Raw genomic sequence first — 16,913 nt, forward strand, 5'->3', positions numbered from 1 at the left:
CATATTCGCTCTGCCAATCGGGGATTGCTTCGTACCTCGCAATGACGGTTCACGATTTGTTAGCATTAATTTACCTATTCAACCTTAACTTATTTCAAATAAACTATGTCTCTAAAATCTATTGCTCCTATGTTATACACCCGGCAGGTACGGGAAAGTGTTGATTTTTACATTAATAACCTTGGTTTTACCTGTATTGGCTATGATGAGGACTGGGGCTGGGCCACGGTAAGCCGTGATGATATCGAGATCATGTTAGCTTTGCCTGTTGATAATGCATCGTTCACCGTGCCCAAATTTACCGGCTCGTTTTATATCCGGACAGATAAAGTTGATCTATTGTGGAGCGAACTGAAAGACAGGGCGGTGATTTGCTACCCCATTGAAGATTTTAATTACGGCATGCGCGAATTTGGAGTGTTTGATTATAATGGCTACCTGCTGCAGTTTGGGATGCCGATTGAATGATAATTTCTTAACAAATATTTAGTGGATAAGCCAATGACTTATCCGCTTCCCCGCCGTTGTTGGTGTTGTCACCAACAACATTTGCTTACCAGTTTTATTAGCGGTAACGTAAATAAAAAACATAATTTATTGAAAAAGTAGAAGTTGTTGGTGACAACACCAACAACGGCATAATGATAATCTCTTAACAAATATTTAGTGGATAAGCCAATGACTTATCGGCTTTTTATATAAGTTTCCTATTTTTAGGGCAGCCAAACCCTAATAAAGATGCGCAGATTATATTTTCTTGTACTTTTCATTGCATTTACCGGTTCAATAACAAGCTGTCTTGCTCAAAATATTATTTTAAAGAGCAAAGATCAGCGCATCCGTTACACCGGGCGGATCAATCAAACCGATGAAGCTGCCGAACTATACTGGACGGGTTCATCCTTAAAAATCAACTTTGATGGAACAGGCGCATCGGCTGTGATGCAGGATGAACGGGGCGAAAACTATTTTACCATCATTGTTGATGACAAGGTTGTAAACACCATTCACCTTGATAATACCAAACAGGCTTATACCCTTGCCGAAAATCTGCCTGCGGGCAAGCACACCCTCGAGCTGTTTAAACGTACCGAATGGGACAAAGGCAAAACCTTTTTTTATCAGTTTACCTTGGCCAAAGAAGCCAACGCATTAACTGCACCAGAGGCTAAAAAACGTAAGATCGAATTTTTCGGCAACTCCATTACCTGCGGTTATGCCGATGAGGACACCACCGGGCAGGATCGTGGCACCGCCCCTTATGAAAACGGCTACCTGAGCTATGCTGCCCTAACTGCCCGTCACTTTGATGCCCAGTATGTTTGCACCTCTAAAAGTGGTATTGGCATTACAGTAAGCTGGTTCCCGCTCATTATGCCCGAAATGTATAACCGCCTTGATCCAACAGACCCAACAAGCACCTGGAATTTCAAGAAGTATACGCCCGATGTGGTAGTGATCAACTTGTTTCAAAATGATTCGTGGATCGTAAACCAACCCAACAATCCACAGTTTAAAGAGCGCTTTGGCAGTAAAGCCCCCGAGCCGGAGCAGATCATTAAAGCTTATAAAGAGTTTGTAAAAAGCATCCGCAAGGTATATCCTAAAGCACAGATCATTTGCGCGCTTGGCAGCATGGATGCAACCAAAGCAGGTTCGCCATGGCCTGGTTATATCGAAAAGGCCGTTGCTGCTTTAAATGATAAAGAAATTTATACCCATTTTATCCCGTATAAAAACACCCCGGGTCACCCGAGCCTGAAAGAGCAGCAAGCTATGGCCGATGATTTGATCGCTTTTATGGAGAAGACGGTTAAGTGGTAAAATATAAAACCATGTCATTGCGAGTGTTTAAATCCGGAGGCCTCTGAAGGTGAAATGACAAAAGAGGGCCTGTCAGTCTGAGCCTGTCGAAGACTCGCGCGCAGAGGCCTACCCACCATGCTTCGACGGGCTCAGCATGACACCCCTTTTAAGTTGTCATGGGTAGCGTAGCGCGGCAATCTCGTAGCAATACAGGGCAAATATGCTTTTCGGATTGCAAAACGACGAGATTGCCACGTCGCCCCAAGGCTCATTCCCACTCGCTCCTCGCAATGACATAAAATTTAACCTTACTCCCCTACCCTCTGCTGATCAGGCAGCTCGTTAGGCCCCGGAACATTAGTTTGCTGTTTTTTATCACTATCCCCATCATCGTCAGCAGTTCCTTCCTGGTACTGCTGCTGAGGGTTGGGCTTGCCATCACTGGTTTCCGTTTGCCCATTGTCCTCATCCGAACGGCCGTTTTGTGATACGTTGATCGCATTGCTGTAGTTAGCGTTACCGGCCTGGTTAGGGTCTTTAAAATTGCTGTTTTCGGGATGTTCCTCGGCAGGCTGAGTGCGATTAAAGTATTCGTTATTATTGCCCGCCATTTGTGAGGGATTGTCTTTATCGTTACCTGCCGGGGTGATATTGTTTTGGCCAAAGTTTTGGCCTCCCATACCGTTCCCTTCCATACCCGGGTCATTTGGGCTTTTCATTTCTGAGCTGCCAAACAGATAGCTTCGTTTCAGGCCTTTTTCATCCTCATTATTGTCGTCATCCACCCGGTAAGCATTGGGTTTATTTTCTTCATGTTCGGGGTGTTTAAGCTCGTCGCTCCTGAACTCGTCGTCTCGTAATTCCATAGGTTTTGATATTTGATGTGTTAATTAATAATAAAATTAATTTCTAATTGTTTTATAAAACCTATAAATCAATGTTAAATCAATCTCTTTTTGGCGCAAGTCTGTGTGCCGGAAGGTGCACGGCTGACTTGTCCCCCCCCCGAATTTATCGTCCTAAAAAATTCACGCCCCAAGTTCCCCAGCGCCTTTGCCATCGCGCAAAACTTGAGCTAAGGCAAAATAATATCCCCTAAATCCATAAAACACAAACCTCCCCTAATAAGTTATCTATATAACCATAAGCTTCAGGCTTATTTTACTTATTTTTATAGCAACCAATTATAATATATGAATAAAGTAGTTAGTGGTGCCGACGAGGCCATCCGCGACATTACCGACGGTATGACCCTCATGCTGGGCGGCTTCGGCTTATGCGGATTGCCCGAAAATTGTATTGCCGCCCTGGTAAAAAAGGGGGTTAAGCAACTCACCTGTATCTCCAATAATGCCGGGGTTGATGACTTCGGTATCGGCCTGATGCTGAAGCAGCGCCAGGTAAAAAAAATGATCTCATCGTACGTGGGCGAAAACGCCGAATTTGAACGCCAGTTACTAAGCGGCGAGCTTGAAGTTGAACTGATACCCCAAGGTACGCTGGCTACCCGCTGTATGGCCGCCGGTTACGGTATGCCTGCCATATTCACCCCTGCGGGTATTGGCACCGAAGTGGCCGAAGGCAAAGAAGTGCGCAACTTTAACGGTAAAGATTATTTAATGGAGATGGCTTTTAATGCCGACTTCGCCATTGTAAAAGCCTGGAAAGGCGATACTATGGGCAACCTGGTATATCGCTCTACCGCGCGTAATTTTAACCCGGTAATGGCTATGGCCGGTAAGGTAACCATTGCCGAAGTAGAAGAACTGGTACAACCCGGCGAACTTGATCCGGACCATATCCATACACCGGGTATTTATGTACATAGGATTTTTAAGGGTAGTAACTATGAAAAGCGCATAGAGCATGCGACAGTAAGGAGTAAAAACTAAGCTTAAAACATCACGTCATTGTGAGTAGGTAAAATCCGAAGTCCTCTGAAGGTGAAATGACATTAGGCGTGGAGGGCTTGTCATCCTGAGCTTGTCGAAGGACGCGCGCAGAGGCCCACCCCGCTATGCTTCGACAAGCTCAGCATGACACCCTTTTTTAATTATGTCATGGGTAAGTACGAAGCAATCGCGAACTAAACAGAGGGACTTGCTTAGCTGCTCTGCTTGTTGGGGATTGCTTCGTACCTCCTAATGACGGGAAGAGTTAAAACATTTTCAAATTGAATCTATGTTAGACAAACAAGGCATCGCAAAGCGAATTGCAAAAGAAATAAAAGACGGTTACTATGTTAACCTCGGCATTGGCATCCCTACGCTGGTAGCCAATTATATACCAGATACCATGGATGTGGTACTACAATCCGAAAATGGTTTATTGGGAATGGGACCCTTTCCTTTTGAAGGGGAGGAAGACCCGGATACCATCAACGCGGGCAAACAAACCATTACTATGCTGCCCGGCTCGGCCATATTTGATTCGGCCATGAGTTTTGGGATGATCAGGGCTAAAAAGGTAAACCTTACTATCCTTGGCGCTATGGAAGTATCAGAAAACGGAGATATCGCCAACTGGAAAATCCCCGGTAAAATGGTTAAAGGTATGGGCGGCGCGATGGATCTGGTGGCATCGGCCGAAAATATCATTGTAGCCATGCAGCACGTAAACAAAGCAGGCGAATCAAAGTTGCTGCCTCAGTGTACCCTTCCCCTCACCGGTGTGCACTGCGTTAAAAAAATCGTGACGGAGCTGGGTGTATTTGACGTTTTGCCCGAAGGTGGTTTCAGGCTTATTGAAAGGGCTCCGGGCGTAAGTGTTGAAGAAATTAAACAGGCTACCGCAGGGAAATTGATTGTTGAGGGGGAGGTGCCGGAGATTTCCTCAATTTGAAGATGAGATGATTTGAAAATGTGAGAATTTGAAGATTTGAAAATGAGAAAATTCCATCATTCAAAAAAACATTTTCAAATCTTCAAATTAATGCTCATTTACTGCTTCAAAGAAACCTTATCTTTAAAACATGAATTTCATATTTGGCATTGCTGGGATGATAGGCATGGCAATAGCCGCACTGCTGTATTTTATACCCGCTATAATAGCCCGCGAAAAAGCCGACTTTAAATTGATCTTCCTGTTAAACCTGTTTTTGGGCTGGACCATTATCGGCTGGATCTGGGCGCTTATTTGGTCGTTTGAAAAAGAAAAAGAACCATTAAGCTACTATAGAGCCGGCTATCCCGGTTATACTACCGAAAAAGCTCTGAAGCTGCATGAACTATACAAACAATTTGATGCCGGGGTTATTACCAAAGCCGATTACGACAAAGCACTAAAAGAGATTTTAGGCGATCTGTCTTAAAACAAACGTCCCCTCAAATCAGCCGAAATCTCTTCCGTTATCACCATAATATCTTCAGCAACGTGGGTGTTATTGGTGATCACACGGTCGCATTCATCTTTGTAGGGCAGCAGGTATTCTTTGTACGCCGGCACTACGTGGTTGATCCATTTGTACATCACATCATCATGCGAGTAACCGCGTTCTATCAGGTCGCGTTTAAGGCGGCGTTGCAGGGCGATGTCTTCATCAGCATCAATAAACACTTTAAGATCAAGCAGCTCTGAGATGTCTTTAAAATGCAAAATGAACAAGCCTTCCACTATCAAGATAGGTGCAGGCTTGATCTCTATCATTTTGGGAATAGCATCGGGGTTATTGAAAGTGTATTCTTGTTTCAGGATAGCTTCCTTATTTAAAAGCTTGCTGATGTCCTGCTGAAAATGTTCATGATCAATAGTTGAAGGAAGATCAAAGTTATATTCCTTGTTCTCCTCCTTGGTCATGTTATGTGCTACCGGGATGTAATAATCATCCTGCGATACGAGGCTCACCTCGTCGGCAGTAAAATGTTCTAAAAAGCACTTTAAAAAAAAGGTTTTGCCCGAGCCGCTTCCGCCGGCAATTCCAATAATATAAGGTTTATTCATTCGGGCTGCCGTAGCTGATATTTACCTGGAAACGTTTATCTAAAGCACCTAAAGCATCGGCAGTGTTCTTAGTCATGATGATCAGAACATTTTTGTTTGTTTCGTTATCGGTAAAACGGCCAACAACCTTTGCAAAGGTGGTATGATTGTTCATAGGGTTGGTAATTTTAATGATGGTGCCTATTGGTGCTGTACGGTGCAGCACCAATTCCTTTTTAGGATCTAAGCCGGCATCATCCATCCAGGTGGCCACGCCTTTTTCAACTTTCTCGTACAAACCAAAACGGTTAGCTTTACCATGGTCGCCGGTGGTGTCCTGCTGTGCAGCCACCGAAGTTGAATCGCGCTGCATTACAGGCTGCTTGGCTTCTTCGGGGGGTAAACCAGTACGCACATTAATAACCTGGTTAGGAGTTACAGAATCAGAACTTAGTTTATTAAGTGCTTTGATATCCTCAACAGATGTATTAAAACGCTTGGCGATAGAAAACAAAGTTTCGCCTGCTGATACTTTGTATTGCTGCACATTAAGCATGCTTACTTTTTTAACGGTATCGGCAGCAGCCTGTTGTGGTTTGCTTGCAACAGGCTGCGTTACAGGGGCAGGCGAACTAACCGGAGCCTGTACCTGCGGTTTGTTTTGCTGAACCGGAGCCTGGGTAACCGGTTTTTGTTGTGCAGGTGCAGGATTTGTTGCTGCTTGTTTTGCAGGTGCAGTTACTGCCGGTTGCGCGGCAGCTTCGCCCGAAAACGGCAATTCGGTAGGTACTTTTACAATACCGCCAATTTTAAGCGGGGCGTTATTATTAAACTGTATAATAGCTTTAGGGCTGATGTTGTAGCGACGGCCTATAGAATAGTAATTATCTTTGGGATCAAGTTTGTGAACGATCACTTTTTTGCCGTTCAGGTTTTCAACACCAATTGAGTCAACAACGGGGTTTGCAAAAAGCGATATGGAGAGTGTGAGTAAGGGAGCGACCAATAATAAAATCTTAAATTTCATAATAAATTATAATACAGTAATTTTACAAGTTCAACACTATTAAGCCCGATCTGTTTTTTAAATAGATGAGCTGATTATTATGTAGTACAAACGCCTCGGGCTGCATTTTTTGTATAGCGTTATGTAACAAATCGTGATACAAAAGGGTACCCTCCTCGTTAAATACAAACAAGTGCTGTTCAAGATGCTCCTGCAAAAGCGTGTGCAAAGATACAATTCTGAATCTATTGTAGCTGATATAATGAACCGCATTTGCATATGCACTGAGCGGTAAATATAAACTATTTACTTCCGCTGCGGGCAACAGTTCGGGGCTAATGATCTGATTATTCAGCGGTTGATCAGGAACCGGCTCGTATCCTCTTAGTGTATTGCCGGTTTTAACATCAAGTAAAAATAATTTCTTTGGTTGTAGCTGGGCATTGTAAACTACAGGGCCATTTACCGACAGATGATCAAAAGCCAAAGTAAAATTGCTCCATAACTCTTTGCCCGACGCGGCTTCAATTGTTGTGATGCCCTTATGTACCGGCCCTGTGGCCGATTGGTAATTATGCAGCAGCAATATGCCATCATAAGCCGCCTCGATACCAGTAAGCCAGCGCTCGGGCGTGGTTAAACCTTCAAAATAAACATCGCCGCTCTGCAGGCTCAGGGCCGAAAAACTAACCTGCTTATCGGCATGGTCCCTGATCTCGAGGAACAACGTTTGGCTGCTTTCGTCAATTTCCATACGCCAAACCGGGGCCTGGTAAGTTTTGCTGATGAAGGGTAAAAGCGAAGTCATAAAGTTGCAAATATGCTCATTAAAATTAAAACTGTTTACCTTTGCCAAACATTGCCTGCAAAGGCATGTTACACTTAAAACATCACTATTTTATTTATGAATGCTAAAGAAATAAGCCTCGAAGAAGTTAAAGTAAAACCGGTAGTTGACCACCTGAACGACCTGCTGGCCAATTACCACATCCACTACCAAAAACTACGCGGCTGCCACTGGAATGTTAAGGGCACAAGCTTTTTCACCCTGCACCTGAAATTTGAAGAACTGTACACTGCAGCCCTTACCACTATCGATGAGCTTGCCGAAAGGATCCTGAGCCTTGGCAAACCTCCTATCAGCACGTTTAAAGATTATATTGAATCATCAAGCATTAAAGAGATCCAAACTATTGGTTTAAAAGACACGCTGATGGTAAAAGCTATTATTGATGACCTGGCTGCGCTGATAAAAATGGAACGCGAAATATTAAACATCACTGCCGATGCCGGCGATGACGGGACTAATGATATGATCAACCGCTTCATGCAATTCAACGAAAAAAACACCTGGATGCTGCGTTCATTCGTGAACGAGGACTAACCCGCACATAATCCTACTGTAAAAAAGCCACATCAGGGACAATCCGGATGTGGCTTTTTTTAAAACGGGGGTTTACACCGGTTTGCATATTTCGTATATTTGCACGGAACAAAAGACCATCTCTTTAAACGGCAGATGTTCTGTTTATTTTCCTATGGTGTAATGGTAGCACGTCAGATTCTGGCTCTGAAGATTGAGGTTCGAGCCCTTGTAGGAAAACAAAAGTGCGCTGAAGAATATTTGTCTGTGAAATAATGAAAGTACAAAACTGATTTAAAATTCGGACAGTTGCTTGTTCAATTCACGTTAACGCAAAAGCCAGCTTATTTAGCTGGCTTTAATTTTTTTAACTGATTGGAGTATGTTAAAGTTTAGGTGTGATTAAAAAAACTCTACTTCGGCCAATTCGCGACCTAACGCGTTTACACCTTGTAAAATCTTTCTCGCTTGTTCATCCGAGGGTATCTTGTTCCCATTTATATATTGAGATAATAACCCTCTGTTGATCTTTATTCTGCCTGCCAACTGTGAGGCATTGATCACTTTGTAGAACTCGAAGAATTGGGGAATATCATAAACTAATTTTATATCATTTATATCAACTTCCTTCTTGGCCATTTCGGCGGCTAATGCGTTATACGCTTCTAATGCATTCTCTTTTAATTCATTCAAGTTCTCCCCGGTGGTTGCAGCTATGCCCCCGCCGTTGATTTCGGCATATGCAGAAAACCCCGTATTGGTTTTTTCTACTGTAAACTTGATTGGTTTGCTCATTTATTGTTTAACGAAATTGTGTTACTTATTTGATGGTCTATCGCATTGTCACAATAAGCAGGGTTATTTCAACCCTGCTTGTTTTAGTATCTTATTTGCCAATCCAGGGGCAACTTCTTTAGCGCCATGATTGGGGTAAACAATTACCCCTGGCTTAGTTTTGTGATGCATAATAATGTGACTACCGGTCTGTCGTACCTCGTACCATCCGGCTTGTATAATTCGTCTTAAAAGTTCATTTGATTTCATTAAGGTTAATTTATAAGGCGCAAAACCACCTACGTTATATGTTAAGCAAAGGTATCAAATATGATACTTATATCCAAATAGAAAAGTATCTTTTTTGATACCTACCATCTCTTATTATCGGCGATAGTTTTTAGCTTCGTTATCCGGTTCATCTCGTGAGTAAACTTTTGATAGCTGAGGTATACCTCATGATCTCAGATAGTCTGCCTGGCAAACTGGGTTTCGTTTCATAGATCAAAAACTGAAAGAATCACCTTACTATTACTTTAAGAGTTTTGGCAAGAAAAATCTACATGGCTGAAAAGAGTGTTAGAAAACTACCTTGCAGAGAGGCTGCAAGAAATACACTTATCGTAATTATCTTTGAAACATTAAATTTGTTACATGGTAAGATTAGTAATAGATATTCCAAATACTAAAAGTATCCTGGTTAAACAAATACTTAGAGGGCTTGGCATAACTATTCAGCAAGAAAATAAACCGCAACCTTCATCCTATAAAAAGAAAATATCTCAGGTTTCAATCTGGACGGACGAAGACCTGAAAGCTTTTGACGAGGGCAAAAATGCATTTGAAAATTTCACTCGATCAGAGTCGTAATGGATTACATTCCCCTACGCCGACCGCGTAGCTTTCTCAATATCATTCCACATTTCATCCGGGATCATTTCAAGCCCGCTGAACTGGCCGGCACCCTGCAGCCACTCGCCGCCATCGATGGTAATTACCTCACCGTTAATATACCCTGAAAAATCAGAAACAAGAAAGGCGGCCAGATTTACCAATTCCTGGTGCTCTCCTACCCGTTTCAGGGGCACCCGGTTTTTAAAATCAAACTTTTGGGCCATATCTCCGGGCAGCAACCTTTCCCATGCACCTTTAGTGGGAAATGGCCCCGGCGCGATGGCATTGGCGCGGATGCCATGCCTGCCCCACTCCACGGCTAACGATCTGGTCATAGCCAGCACTCCCCCCTTTGCACAGGCCGAAGGCACAACATAAGCTGAGCCTGTAAAGGCATAGGTGGTTATAATATTCAGGATATTACCCGGCATTTGCTCTTTGATCCAATATTTGCCCAAAGCCAGCGAACAATTGGCCGAACCTTTCAAAACAATATCAATTATAGCTGAGAATGCATTGGCCGACAAACGCTCGGTAGGTGAAATAAAATTACCCGCAGCATTATTCAACAGTACGTCAACCTGTCCAAATGTTTCAACGGCTTGTTGCAGCATTGCTTCAACCTCCTCATATTTCCGCACATCGCAGGCTATTGGCAATACTTTGCCCCCGGTTTCGGCTTGCATTTGGGCGGCGGTTTGTTGCAATACATCCAGCTTACGACTGGTAATTACCAGATTAGCGCCCAAATGCAAAAAGTAAGTCCCCATGGCCTTACCTAAACCTGTTCCGCCGCCGGTCACAATAATGGTTTTACCTTTCAGAGCGTCATCCCTTAACATTCCACCGTTTTTTGCGGGATTAGGGTTTGCAGCATCATTTGAAGTTGTCGGATCAGTCATCGTCAGTTATTTAACAGCTGTATTTTTTGATTTTAAATTTTGGATCATCATTTGCAGGCCTTGCCTGGTTTCGGGTGCCCACCATTGCTTCAGCATTTTATTTAGGGGATCTGTTTGATCGGCCTTTAGTTTACCTATCAACTCTTTACGCAAGTTCAGTTTGCTTTCAGTCCAGGTAACAGGGTTTAGTTTCATGTAAGCGGTCACCTTTTCTATCGCAGCATTCATTAATTTATCCGGTGAAACAGCTTCATCGATAAGCCCGGCTTCCAGTGCTTCGTTTACCTTAAGCAGCTTACCTTCTATTAAATACTGATAAGCTTTACGCTGACCAAGCCAAAATGCATATAAATTAAAAACACTGTCAGGCACAATAATACCAACCGGAACTTCATTTAATCCGATGATAAATGCCCCTTCAATCATCACTCGATAATCGCAGCAAATAGCTAATATGCAGCCGCCCGCCGGGCTATGGCCGCTTATAGCAGCTACCAAAGGTTTCCTGAAAGCGGCTAAAGTATTTTGTAACGCCAAAAAATCCACCCAAAATTGGCGGCTTTGTGCCTCATCATAATCATAAGTCTCAATCAAGTCTATCCCGGAGGAGAAAAAGCCTTCCTTACCGGTTAAAATAACCCCGCCCACGTTATCATCATGCTCCAGCGTTTTTATACATTCGGCCAGTTCTTTAACCATTTCATGATTGATGGCGTTCGACCTCCCCCTGTTCAGCGAAATCACTACCAGTTTGCCTTGTATTGTTGTTTGAAATGTATTCATTGCTTAATTTACAAGTGTTGGATCTTCGCTCACTTCGCAGGGATACATTTTATCTATTTCGGTTTTGTATTTTTCGGTGATCACTTTCCGTTTCATTTTCCCTGTTGGCGTAAGCTCACCACTATCTATCGACCATTCGTTGGGAAGCAAGGTAATTTTCTTCACCTGTTCAACATGGTTAAATTCGGGGTTGTAGTTATTGATAATTGATTGGTATAGCTCAATCACCCTCGCATTTTTAACCAATTCACTATTGGATGAAAAAGTTATGTCATTCTCCTTACACCATGGTTTTAAATGGGTATAAGATGGTACAATCAAGGCTGCAACAAATTTCTTTTCCGAACCAACAACCATCATCTGCTCAATAAAATAATTTTCCTTCATCTTATTTTCGATAGGTAGCGGGGCTACGTATTTACCTCCTGAGGTTTTAAAGATCTCTTTTTTACGATCTGTTATTTTCAGGAACCCATCCTGATCCAGTTCGCCAATATCCCCGGTGTGGAACCATCCGTCTTCCAACACCTCTGCTGTAAGCTCAGGATTTTTGTAATACCCCCGCATCACATTGGGGCCTTTGCAAAGGATCTCACCGTCGGGTGCTATTTTAACCTCTACACCGCTCAGCAGGCGCCCCACGGTGCCAAATTTCCTGTCGTTTTTTTGATAGCAGTTAACAGCAATTACCGGCGATGTTTCGGTAAGCCCATAGCCTTCCATAATAACAATATTGGCGGCAGTAAAAATGCGTTCCAGCTTAATGGGGCAGGCCGAACTGCCTACTACAATGGCGTTTATATTTCCGCCTATGGCATCTCGCCATTTGCTAAAAACCAGTTTATCGGCTATAGCCAGTTTAATTTTATACCACAAACTGGTGTTATGGATTTCATATGCTTCGGCCACTCTTACCGACCAGAAAAAGATCTTCCTTTTAATACCGGTTAGTTTTTGGCCCTGCACCATGATTTTTTCAAACACCTTTTCCAGCAAGCGGGGCACGGCGGTAAAAAGGGAAGGTTTTACCTCTTTCATATTTGCCCCTATGGTATCCATACTCTCGGCATAGTAAATAGAAAAACCATAGTAGAGATATACATATGTACACATTTTTTCAAAAATGTGGTTAAGGGGCAAAAAGCTCAAAACGCGCTTCTCGGTAAGCGGGATCCGGGTCAGGATATCGCCGGATGCCGATGCATTGGTCATGATATTTTTATGCGTAAGCATCACTCCTTTAGGCCTACCGGTAGTGCCCGAAGTATAAATAATGGTTGCAACGTCTTCTTCGGTAATCTGATTGGTTATATGCTGTATTTGCTGCTGATAACCATCTTTCAGGGGTTTAAGCAATGTACCCCAATGATTGCAGCCATCTGCATCATCAAAAGTAAAAACGGCTTTTAATGATGGGATATTTAGATGAACCTCATTAACCTTATCGCACAGATCTTTACTGCTTACAAATACATATTTAACTTCGGCTTCATTCAGGATCTGTTCAATTTCTTTAGTGCCGGTATTAGGATACAGCGGCACCAGTATAGCGCCTGTTTGCTGCACGGCCAGGTCGGTTATGATCCATTCGGGCCGGCCGTTGCTTATCAGTCCTATTTTGTCGCGGCCTTCGGTAGTGCCGTCACCAGCCGAAACGCCCAGATCAAGCAGGGCCACAGATAACTGGCAGATCATTGTATGCGCTTCTTCGGTGCTATATGATCTCCAGGAACCATTCTCCTTCGCATTCAAAAGATCCACCTTAGGCTCCTTGGCCTGGGTAATCATGCAATCAAACAATCTTGTCGCCTTTTCCATGCTTGCAATGGTTTAGATAAAGGTAAATTCCTATAACAGTTCAAATACACCTGCTGCCCCCTGCCCGGTGCCTACACACATGGTAACCATGCCATACTTTTTTTCCCGCCTTTTCAATTCGTTAAAAAGCTGAACAGAAAGCTTGGCACCGGTGCAGCCAAGCGGATGCCCCAGTGATATCGCCCCGCCATTTACATTTACAATTTCGGGGTTAAGCTCCAGCCCCTTTATTATCGCCAGTGATTGTGAAGCAAAAGCCTCATTCAATTCAATCAGCTCAATGTCCTGCTGCTTCATCCCGGCCATTTTCAACACTTTGGGAATCGCCACCAGCGGGCCTATGCCCATGATCCGGGGCGGCACACCGGCAACGGCATAATTAACAAGCCGGGCTATGGGTTTAAGGTTGTTCTGTTTCATAAAGCGTTCGCTAACCACCATGACAAAGGCCGCCCCATCACTTGTTTGCGACGAATTGCCGGCAGTTACCACACCCTTTGCATCAAATACCGGTTTAAGCTTGGCCAACGCATCAATTGAGGTATCGCTGCGCGGACCTTCATCCATATCTACCTTAAACTCTCTTTTCGCTTTTTTGCCGCTCTCATCTACATAGGTTTCCACAATGTTTACCGGAGCAATCTCATCTTTAAACTTACCGTCCTTAATGGCATTGATAGCTTTTTGATGCGAGTTATAAGCAAACTGGTCCTGCTCTTCGCGGCCGATATGGTATTCTTTAGCAACAGCTTCGGCAGTGAGCCCCATACCCCAGTAGTAATCAGGATGGGCAAGGGCAATATCTGCATTGGGTACAATGCGCCAGCCCCCCATCGGGATCAGGCTCATACTTTCCACACCGCCCGCAATAATACAATCGGCAATACCGCTGTGTATTTTTGCCGATGCTATGGCAATTGTTTCCAGCCCCGACGAACAATAACGGTTCACCGTCATGCCGGGTACCTTGTCGGTATCAAGCGCCATTAACGAGATCAGCCGGCCTACATTCAATCCTTGTTCGGCTTCGGGTGTAGCATTGCCCACAATTACATCATCAATCTGCTCTTTATCAACATTTGGCACCGATGCCAGCAGATGCCTGATCACATCTGCCGCAAGCGTATCCGGACGGGTAAACCTAAACCCGCCCCGGGTAGCTTTTCCAACAGCGCTGCGGCTGGCTGCCACTATATATGCGTTCATTTTATTGAGATTTATACTTAAAAAATTTAGTTCCTTAACACTTTACCACCGGTTAAAATGGATTGGATCCGTTCAAGCGTTTTCTTTTCAGCGCAAAGCGAAACAAAAGCTTCGCGCTCCAGGCCCAGCAAATAGTCCTCACTCACCATTGAAGGCTGGGACAGATCGCCGCCCGAAAGCACATAAGCCAGCTTTTGCGAAATTTTCACATCGTGCTCGCTGATGTAATTACCGCTGTACATGGTATTGGCCCCTACATAACCTAAACCCAGGGCCTGCTTGCCAAGCACCCTGATATCTCCGCGCGGAATCGGCTGTATGTACCCTTCGTTCGCCATCTGCAGACATTGCTGTTTAGCTTCGGCAAGTAGCCTCTCGCGCGATACTACCACTATGTCCCTGCCCTTTTTAAGATAGCCAAATTCAAATGCCTCATAAGCCGAAGTGGACACTTTGGCCTGACCAATGGTTAAAAAACGGTCGCGAAAATTATTGAGTTCTATATCGCCATCCTGAAGTTCGTCTGACAGGCGCAGGGCAAACTCCTTTGTCCCGCCGCCGCCCGGTATCAAGCCAACACCAAATTCAACCAAACCCATATACAGTTCGGCATGTGCTACCACTTTATCAGCATGCAGGCACATTTCGCAACCGCCGCCCAGGGCCATTTGATGTGGTGCTATAACCACCGGAATGGATGAATAGCGGATCCGCATCATCGTATTCTGAAAAGTCTTGATCACCATATTGAGCTCGTCAAACTCCTGCTCAACGGCCATCATAAATATCATACCCACATTGGCCCCTGCGCTAAAATTTGCGCCTTCGTTTGATATAACCAGGCCTTTATAGCTTGCCTCGGCAAGGGTGATGGCTTTATTTATGCCTTCAATCACCTCGCCGCCTATCGTATTCATTTTGGTATGAAACTCCAGGTTCAGGATGCCGTCACCAATATCGGTAATGGTAGTACCGCTGTTTTTCCACACCGTATTTGTTTCCCGGATATTGCTGAGCAAAATAAGGCCTTCGGTACCGGGAATCACCTTGTAGCTTTTCGACGGAATATCATAATACAGGCGTTTGCCATCTTCTATTTTATAAAAGCTTTTTGCACCCGCCGCAAGCATGTCATATACCCATTGCGCCGGTTTGTGCCCTGCCGCTTCCATGGCTTTTACCGTATCTTCAACACCAAGCGCGTCCCACTTTTCAAAAGGGCCCAATTCCCAACCAAAGCCCGCATTGGTGGCTGCGTCTATTTTATAAAGTTCGTCGGCTATTTCGGGGATGCGGTTACTGGCATAAGCAAATAACTGGTAAAAGGTAGCCCGGTAAAAATCACCGGCTTTGTCTTTTGCAGCAACCAGGATCTTAAGCCTCTCTTTAAGGTTATCAACCGCCTTTGTAGTTTCCAGCGAGGCAAATTTTACTTTTTGAGAGGGCTTGTACTCAAGCGTTTTCAGATCGAGCGCATAAAACTGGTTTCCACCTTCGCCTTTTTCTTTTTTATAAAAACCCTGGCCGGTTTTACTGCCCAGCCAGTTATTTTTTAGCATTTCCTCAACAAATGAAGGAATTTTGAATAACTCCCTTGCCTCATCATCAGGTGCATTTTTGTAAAGACCGTTGGCAACGTGTACCATCGTATCCAAACCCACCACGTCATTGGTGCGGAAGGTGGCCGATTTTGGGTGACCTATTACAGGCCCTGTCAGTTTATCAACCCCTTCAACCGTCATACCGGTTTGCTGCACATAATGCAGCACACTCATGATGCTGAAAACCCCGATACGGTTACCGATAAATGCTGGCGTATCTTTGGCTAATACTGTAGTTTTTCCCAGGTATTTTGCGCCATAATCCATCAAAAAATCAACAACACCCGCTAACGTGTCTTTTGTGGGAATGATTTCCAGTAGTTTTAAATACCGGGGAGGATTAAAGAAATGGCTTCCACAGAAATATTTTTTAAAGTCATCGCTCCTGCCTTCGGCCATTAAATGTATCGGGATACCGGATGTATTGGAAGTGATCAGCGTGCCGGGTTTCCGGTATTTTTCTACTATTTCAAACACATGTTGTTTTATATCCAGTCGTTCAACTACTACCTCTATCACCCAGTCGCAATCCGCAATTTTGGGCATATCATCTTCAAAATTGCCGGTGGTGATACGTTTTGCGAACGATTTGAGATAGATGGGCGAAGGGTTTGACTTTAACGCGAAGTCCAGCGCGTCATTAACAATTTTATTCCGCGCTTTTTTATCTGCCGGGGCATCCTTGGGTACAATATCAAGCAACAGTACCTGTACGCCGATATTTGCAAAGTGACAGGCGATACGACTGCCCATTACTCCCGACCCCAATACTGCAACCTTTTTTATAATTCGTTTAGCATCCATTAGTATCTGCTTGTATTATTAAAACTCTTTATCTTTAA

18 protein-coding genes are annotated in these 16,913 nt (G+C 44.0%); 7 read left to right on the forward strand and 11 right to left on the reverse strand.

Annotated features, from left to right (window positions below; translation table 11 throughout):
• The first annotated feature begins 105 nt into the window (after positions 1-105).
• Positions 106-468: a VOC family protein gene (locus tag MusilaSJ_RS08165; protein WP_208102442.1), complete on the forward strand. Its 363-nt coding sequence runs from the start codon at positions 106-108 to the stop codon at positions 466-468.
• 270 nt (positions 469-738) lie between these two features.
• On the forward strand, positions 739-1,824 hold the full coding sequence (locus MusilaSJ_RS08170) for an SGNH/GDSL hydrolase family protein (RefSeq protein WP_274989509.1): 1,086 nt from the start codon (positions 739-741) through the stop codon (positions 1,822-1,824).
• Between the two features lie 290 nt (positions 1,825-2,114).
• Here the strand turns inward: MusilaSJ_RS08170 and MusilaSJ_RS08175 are convergent, their stop codons facing one another.
• Complete coding sequence (locus tag MusilaSJ_RS08175) at positions 2,115-2,672, reverse strand: hypothetical protein (RefSeq protein ID WP_274989510.1); 558 nt, start codon at positions 2,670-2,672, stop codon at positions 2,115-2,117.
• Positions 2,673-2,999: 327 nt separating this feature from the next.
• Here MusilaSJ_RS08175 and MusilaSJ_RS08180 point away from each other — a divergent pair, with 327 nt between their 5' ends.
• The 3 genes from MusilaSJ_RS08180 (at position 3,000) to MusilaSJ_RS08190 (ending at position 5,116) form a co-directional block, all read left to right on the forward strand.
• The gene (locus tag MusilaSJ_RS08180) at positions 3,000-3,698 is read left to right on the forward strand and encodes a CoA transferase subunit A (protein ID WP_274989511.1); all 699 of its coding nucleotides are present in this window, start codon (positions 3,000-3,002) and stop codon (positions 3,696-3,698) included.
• Between the two features lie 289 nt (positions 3,699-3,987).
• Positions 3,988-4,647 carry a 3-oxoacid CoA-transferase subunit B gene (locus MusilaSJ_RS08185; protein WP_274989512.1) on the forward strand — a complete coding sequence of 220 codons (660 nt, stop codon included), beginning with the start codon at positions 3,988-3,990 and terminating at the stop codon, positions 4,645-4,647.
• Between the two features lie 130 nt (positions 4,648-4,777).
• The gene (locus tag MusilaSJ_RS08190; RefSeq protein WP_274989513.1) at positions 4,778-5,116 is read left to right on the forward strand and encodes a superinfection immunity protein; all 339 of its coding nucleotides are present in this window, start codon (positions 4,778-4,780) and stop codon (positions 5,114-5,116) included.
• On the opposite strand, the gene MusilaSJ_RS08195 is transcribed toward MusilaSJ_RS08190, so the two are convergent.
• From MusilaSJ_RS08195 to MusilaSJ_RS08205, 3 genes are read right to left on the reverse strand one after another with little or no spacing between them, the layout of a single operon-like run.
• Complete coding sequence (locus MusilaSJ_RS08195; protein ID WP_091163301.1) at positions 5,113-5,745, reverse strand: uridine kinase family protein; 633 nt, start codon at positions 5,743-5,745, stop codon at positions 5,113-5,115. The genes MusilaSJ_RS08190 and MusilaSJ_RS08195 overlap by 4 nt on opposite strands.
• A complete protein-coding gene (locus MusilaSJ_RS08200) occupies positions 5,738-6,751 on the reverse strand; it encodes a DPBB and LysM peptidoglycan-binding domain-containing protein (RefSeq protein ID WP_274989514.1) in 1,014 nt (337 codons plus the stop codon). Before MusilaSJ_RS08200 ends, MusilaSJ_RS08195 begins: the two co-directional genes overlap by 8 nt.
• A 22-nt stretch (positions 6,752-6,773) precedes the next feature.
• Complete coding sequence (locus MusilaSJ_RS08205) at positions 6,774-7,538, reverse strand: DUF4905 domain-containing protein (RefSeq protein WP_274989515.1); 765 nt, start codon at positions 7,536-7,538, stop codon at positions 6,774-6,776.
• A gap of 96 nt (positions 7,539-7,634) precedes the next feature.
• Between MusilaSJ_RS08205 and MusilaSJ_RS08210 the strand changes: the two genes are divergently transcribed.
• Positions 7,635-8,114, forward strand: a complete 480-nt coding sequence (locus MusilaSJ_RS08210) for a Dps family protein (protein ID WP_274989516.1) — start codon at positions 7,635-7,637, stop codon at positions 8,112-8,114.
• A gap of 381 nt (positions 8,115-8,495) precedes the next feature.
• Here MusilaSJ_RS08210 and MusilaSJ_RS08215 read toward each other — a convergent pair whose 3' ends face one another.
• Positions 8,496-8,888: a helix-turn-helix domain-containing protein gene (locus MusilaSJ_RS08215; protein WP_274989517.1), complete on the reverse strand. Its 393-nt coding sequence runs from the start codon at positions 8,886-8,888 to the stop codon at positions 8,496-8,498.
• A gap of 63 nt (positions 8,889-8,951) precedes the next feature.
• Positions 8,952-9,137, reverse strand: coding sequence for a type II toxin-antitoxin system HicA family toxin (locus tag MusilaSJ_RS28075; protein WP_446725130.1), 186 nt, complete (start codon positions 9,135-9,137; stop codon positions 8,952-8,954).
• Between the two features lie 384 nt (positions 9,138-9,521).
• Between MusilaSJ_RS28075 and MusilaSJ_RS08220 the strand changes: the two genes are divergently transcribed.
• The gene (locus tag MusilaSJ_RS08220; RefSeq protein ID WP_274989518.1) at positions 9,522-9,737 is read left to right on the forward strand and encodes a hypothetical protein; all 216 of its coding nucleotides are present in this window, start codon (positions 9,522-9,524) and stop codon (positions 9,735-9,737) included.
• Between the two features lie 14 nt (positions 9,738-9,751).
• Here the strand turns inward: MusilaSJ_RS08220 and MusilaSJ_RS08225 are convergent, their stop codons facing one another.
• From MusilaSJ_RS08225 to MusilaSJ_RS08245, 5 genes are read right to left on the reverse strand one after another with little or no spacing between them, the layout of a single operon-like run.
• Positions 9,752-10,663, reverse strand: coding sequence for an SDR family oxidoreductase (locus MusilaSJ_RS08225; protein ID WP_274989519.1), 912 nt, complete (start codon positions 10,661-10,663; stop codon positions 9,752-9,754).
• Between the two features lie 6 nt (positions 10,664-10,669).
• A complete protein-coding gene (locus MusilaSJ_RS08230; RefSeq protein ID WP_274989520.1) occupies positions 10,670-11,446 on the reverse strand; it encodes an enoyl-CoA hydratase/isomerase family protein in 777 nt (258 codons plus the stop codon).
• A gap of 3 nt (positions 11,447-11,449) precedes the next feature.
• Positions 11,450-13,264, reverse strand: a complete 1,815-nt coding sequence (locus tag MusilaSJ_RS08235) for an AMP-dependent synthetase/ligase (RefSeq protein ID WP_274989521.1) — start codon at positions 13,262-13,264, stop codon at positions 11,450-11,452.
• Positions 13,265-13,294: 30 nt separating this feature from the next.
• Positions 13,295-14,470: an acetyl-CoA C-acyltransferase gene (locus tag MusilaSJ_RS08240; protein ID WP_274989522.1), complete on the reverse strand. Its 1,176-nt coding sequence runs from the start codon at positions 14,468-14,470 to the stop codon at positions 13,295-13,297.
• A gap of 26 nt (positions 14,471-14,496) precedes the next feature.
• On the reverse strand, positions 14,497-16,875 hold the full coding sequence (locus tag MusilaSJ_RS08245; protein WP_274989523.1) for a 3-hydroxyacyl-CoA dehydrogenase/enoyl-CoA hydratase family protein: 2,379 nt from the start codon (positions 16,873-16,875) through the stop codon (positions 14,497-14,499).
• Between the last annotated feature and the right edge of the window lie 38 nt (positions 16,876-16,913).

It is taken from the genome of Mucilaginibacter sp. SJ (genome assembly GCF_028993635.1).
In the GTDB taxonomy this organism is placed as follows: Bacteria; Bacteroidota; Bacteroidia; order Sphingobacteriales; family Sphingobacteriaceae; genus Mucilaginibacter.

Excerpts from the sequence above, each read along its gene's own strand:
- MusilaSJ_RS08165 (WP_208102442.1), top strand. The coding sequence starts at position 106 with ATGTCTCTAAAATCTATTGCTCCTATGTTATACACCCGGCAGGTACGG.
- MusilaSJ_RS08170 (WP_274989509.1), top strand. The coding sequence starts at position 739 with ATGCGCAGATTATATTTTCTTGTACTTTTCATTGCATTTACCGGTTCA.
- MusilaSJ_RS08175 (WP_274989510.1), bottom strand. The coding sequence starts at position 2,672 with ATGGAATTACGAGACGACGAGTTCAGGAGCGACGAGCTTAAACACCCC.
- MusilaSJ_RS08180 (WP_274989511.1), top strand. The coding sequence starts at position 3,000 with ATGAATAAAGTAGTTAGTGGTGCCGACGAGGCCATCCGCGACATTACC.
- MusilaSJ_RS08185 (WP_274989512.1), top strand. The coding sequence starts at position 3,988 with ATGTTAGACAAACAAGGCATCGCAAAGCGAATTGCAAAAGAAATAAAA.
- MusilaSJ_RS08190 (WP_274989513.1), top strand. The coding sequence starts at position 4,778 with ATGAATTTCATATTTGGCATTGCTGGGATGATAGGCATGGCAATAGCC.
- MusilaSJ_RS08195 (WP_091163301.1), bottom strand. The coding sequence starts at position 5,745 with ATGAATAAACCTTATATTATTGGAATTGCCGGCGGAAGCGGCTCGGGC.
- MusilaSJ_RS08200 (WP_274989514.1), bottom strand. The coding sequence starts at position 6,751 with ATGAAATTTAAGATTTTATTATTGGTCGCTCCCTTACTCACACTCTCC.
- MusilaSJ_RS08205 (WP_274989515.1), bottom strand. The coding sequence starts at position 7,538 with ATGACTTCGCTTTTACCCTTCATCAGCAAAACTTACCAGGCCCCGGTT.
- MusilaSJ_RS08210 (WP_274989516.1), top strand. The coding sequence starts at position 7,635 with ATGAATGCTAAAGAAATAAGCCTCGAAGAAGTTAAAGTAAAACCGGTA.
- MusilaSJ_RS08215 (WP_274989517.1), bottom strand. The coding sequence starts at position 8,888 with ATGAGCAAACCAATCAAGTTTACAGTAGAAAAAACCAATACGGGGTTT.
- MusilaSJ_RS28075 (WP_446725130.1), bottom strand. The coding sequence starts at position 9,137 with ATGAAATCAAATGAACTTTTAAGACGAATTATACAAGCCGGATGGTAC.
- MusilaSJ_RS08220 (WP_274989518.1), top strand. The coding sequence starts at position 9,522 with ATGGTAAGATTAGTAATAGATATTCCAAATACTAAAAGTATCCTGGTT.
- MusilaSJ_RS08225 (WP_274989519.1), bottom strand. The coding sequence starts at position 10,663 with ATGACTGATCCGACAACTTCAAATGATGCTGCAAACCCTAATCCCGCA.
- MusilaSJ_RS08230 (WP_274989520.1), bottom strand. The coding sequence starts at position 11,446 with ATGAATACATTTCAAACAACAATACAAGGCAAACTGGTAGTGATTTCG.
- MusilaSJ_RS08235 (WP_274989521.1), bottom strand. The coding sequence starts at position 13,264 with ATGGAAAAGGCGACAAGATTGTTTGATTGCATGATTACCCAGGCCAAG.
- MusilaSJ_RS08240 (WP_274989522.1), bottom strand. The coding sequence starts at position 14,470 with ATGAACGCATATATAGTGGCAGCCAGCCGCAGCGCTGTTGGAAAAGCT.
- MusilaSJ_RS08245 (WP_274989523.1), bottom strand. The coding sequence starts at position 16,875 with ATGGATGCTAAACGAATTATAAAAAAGGTTGCAGTATTGGGGTCGGGA.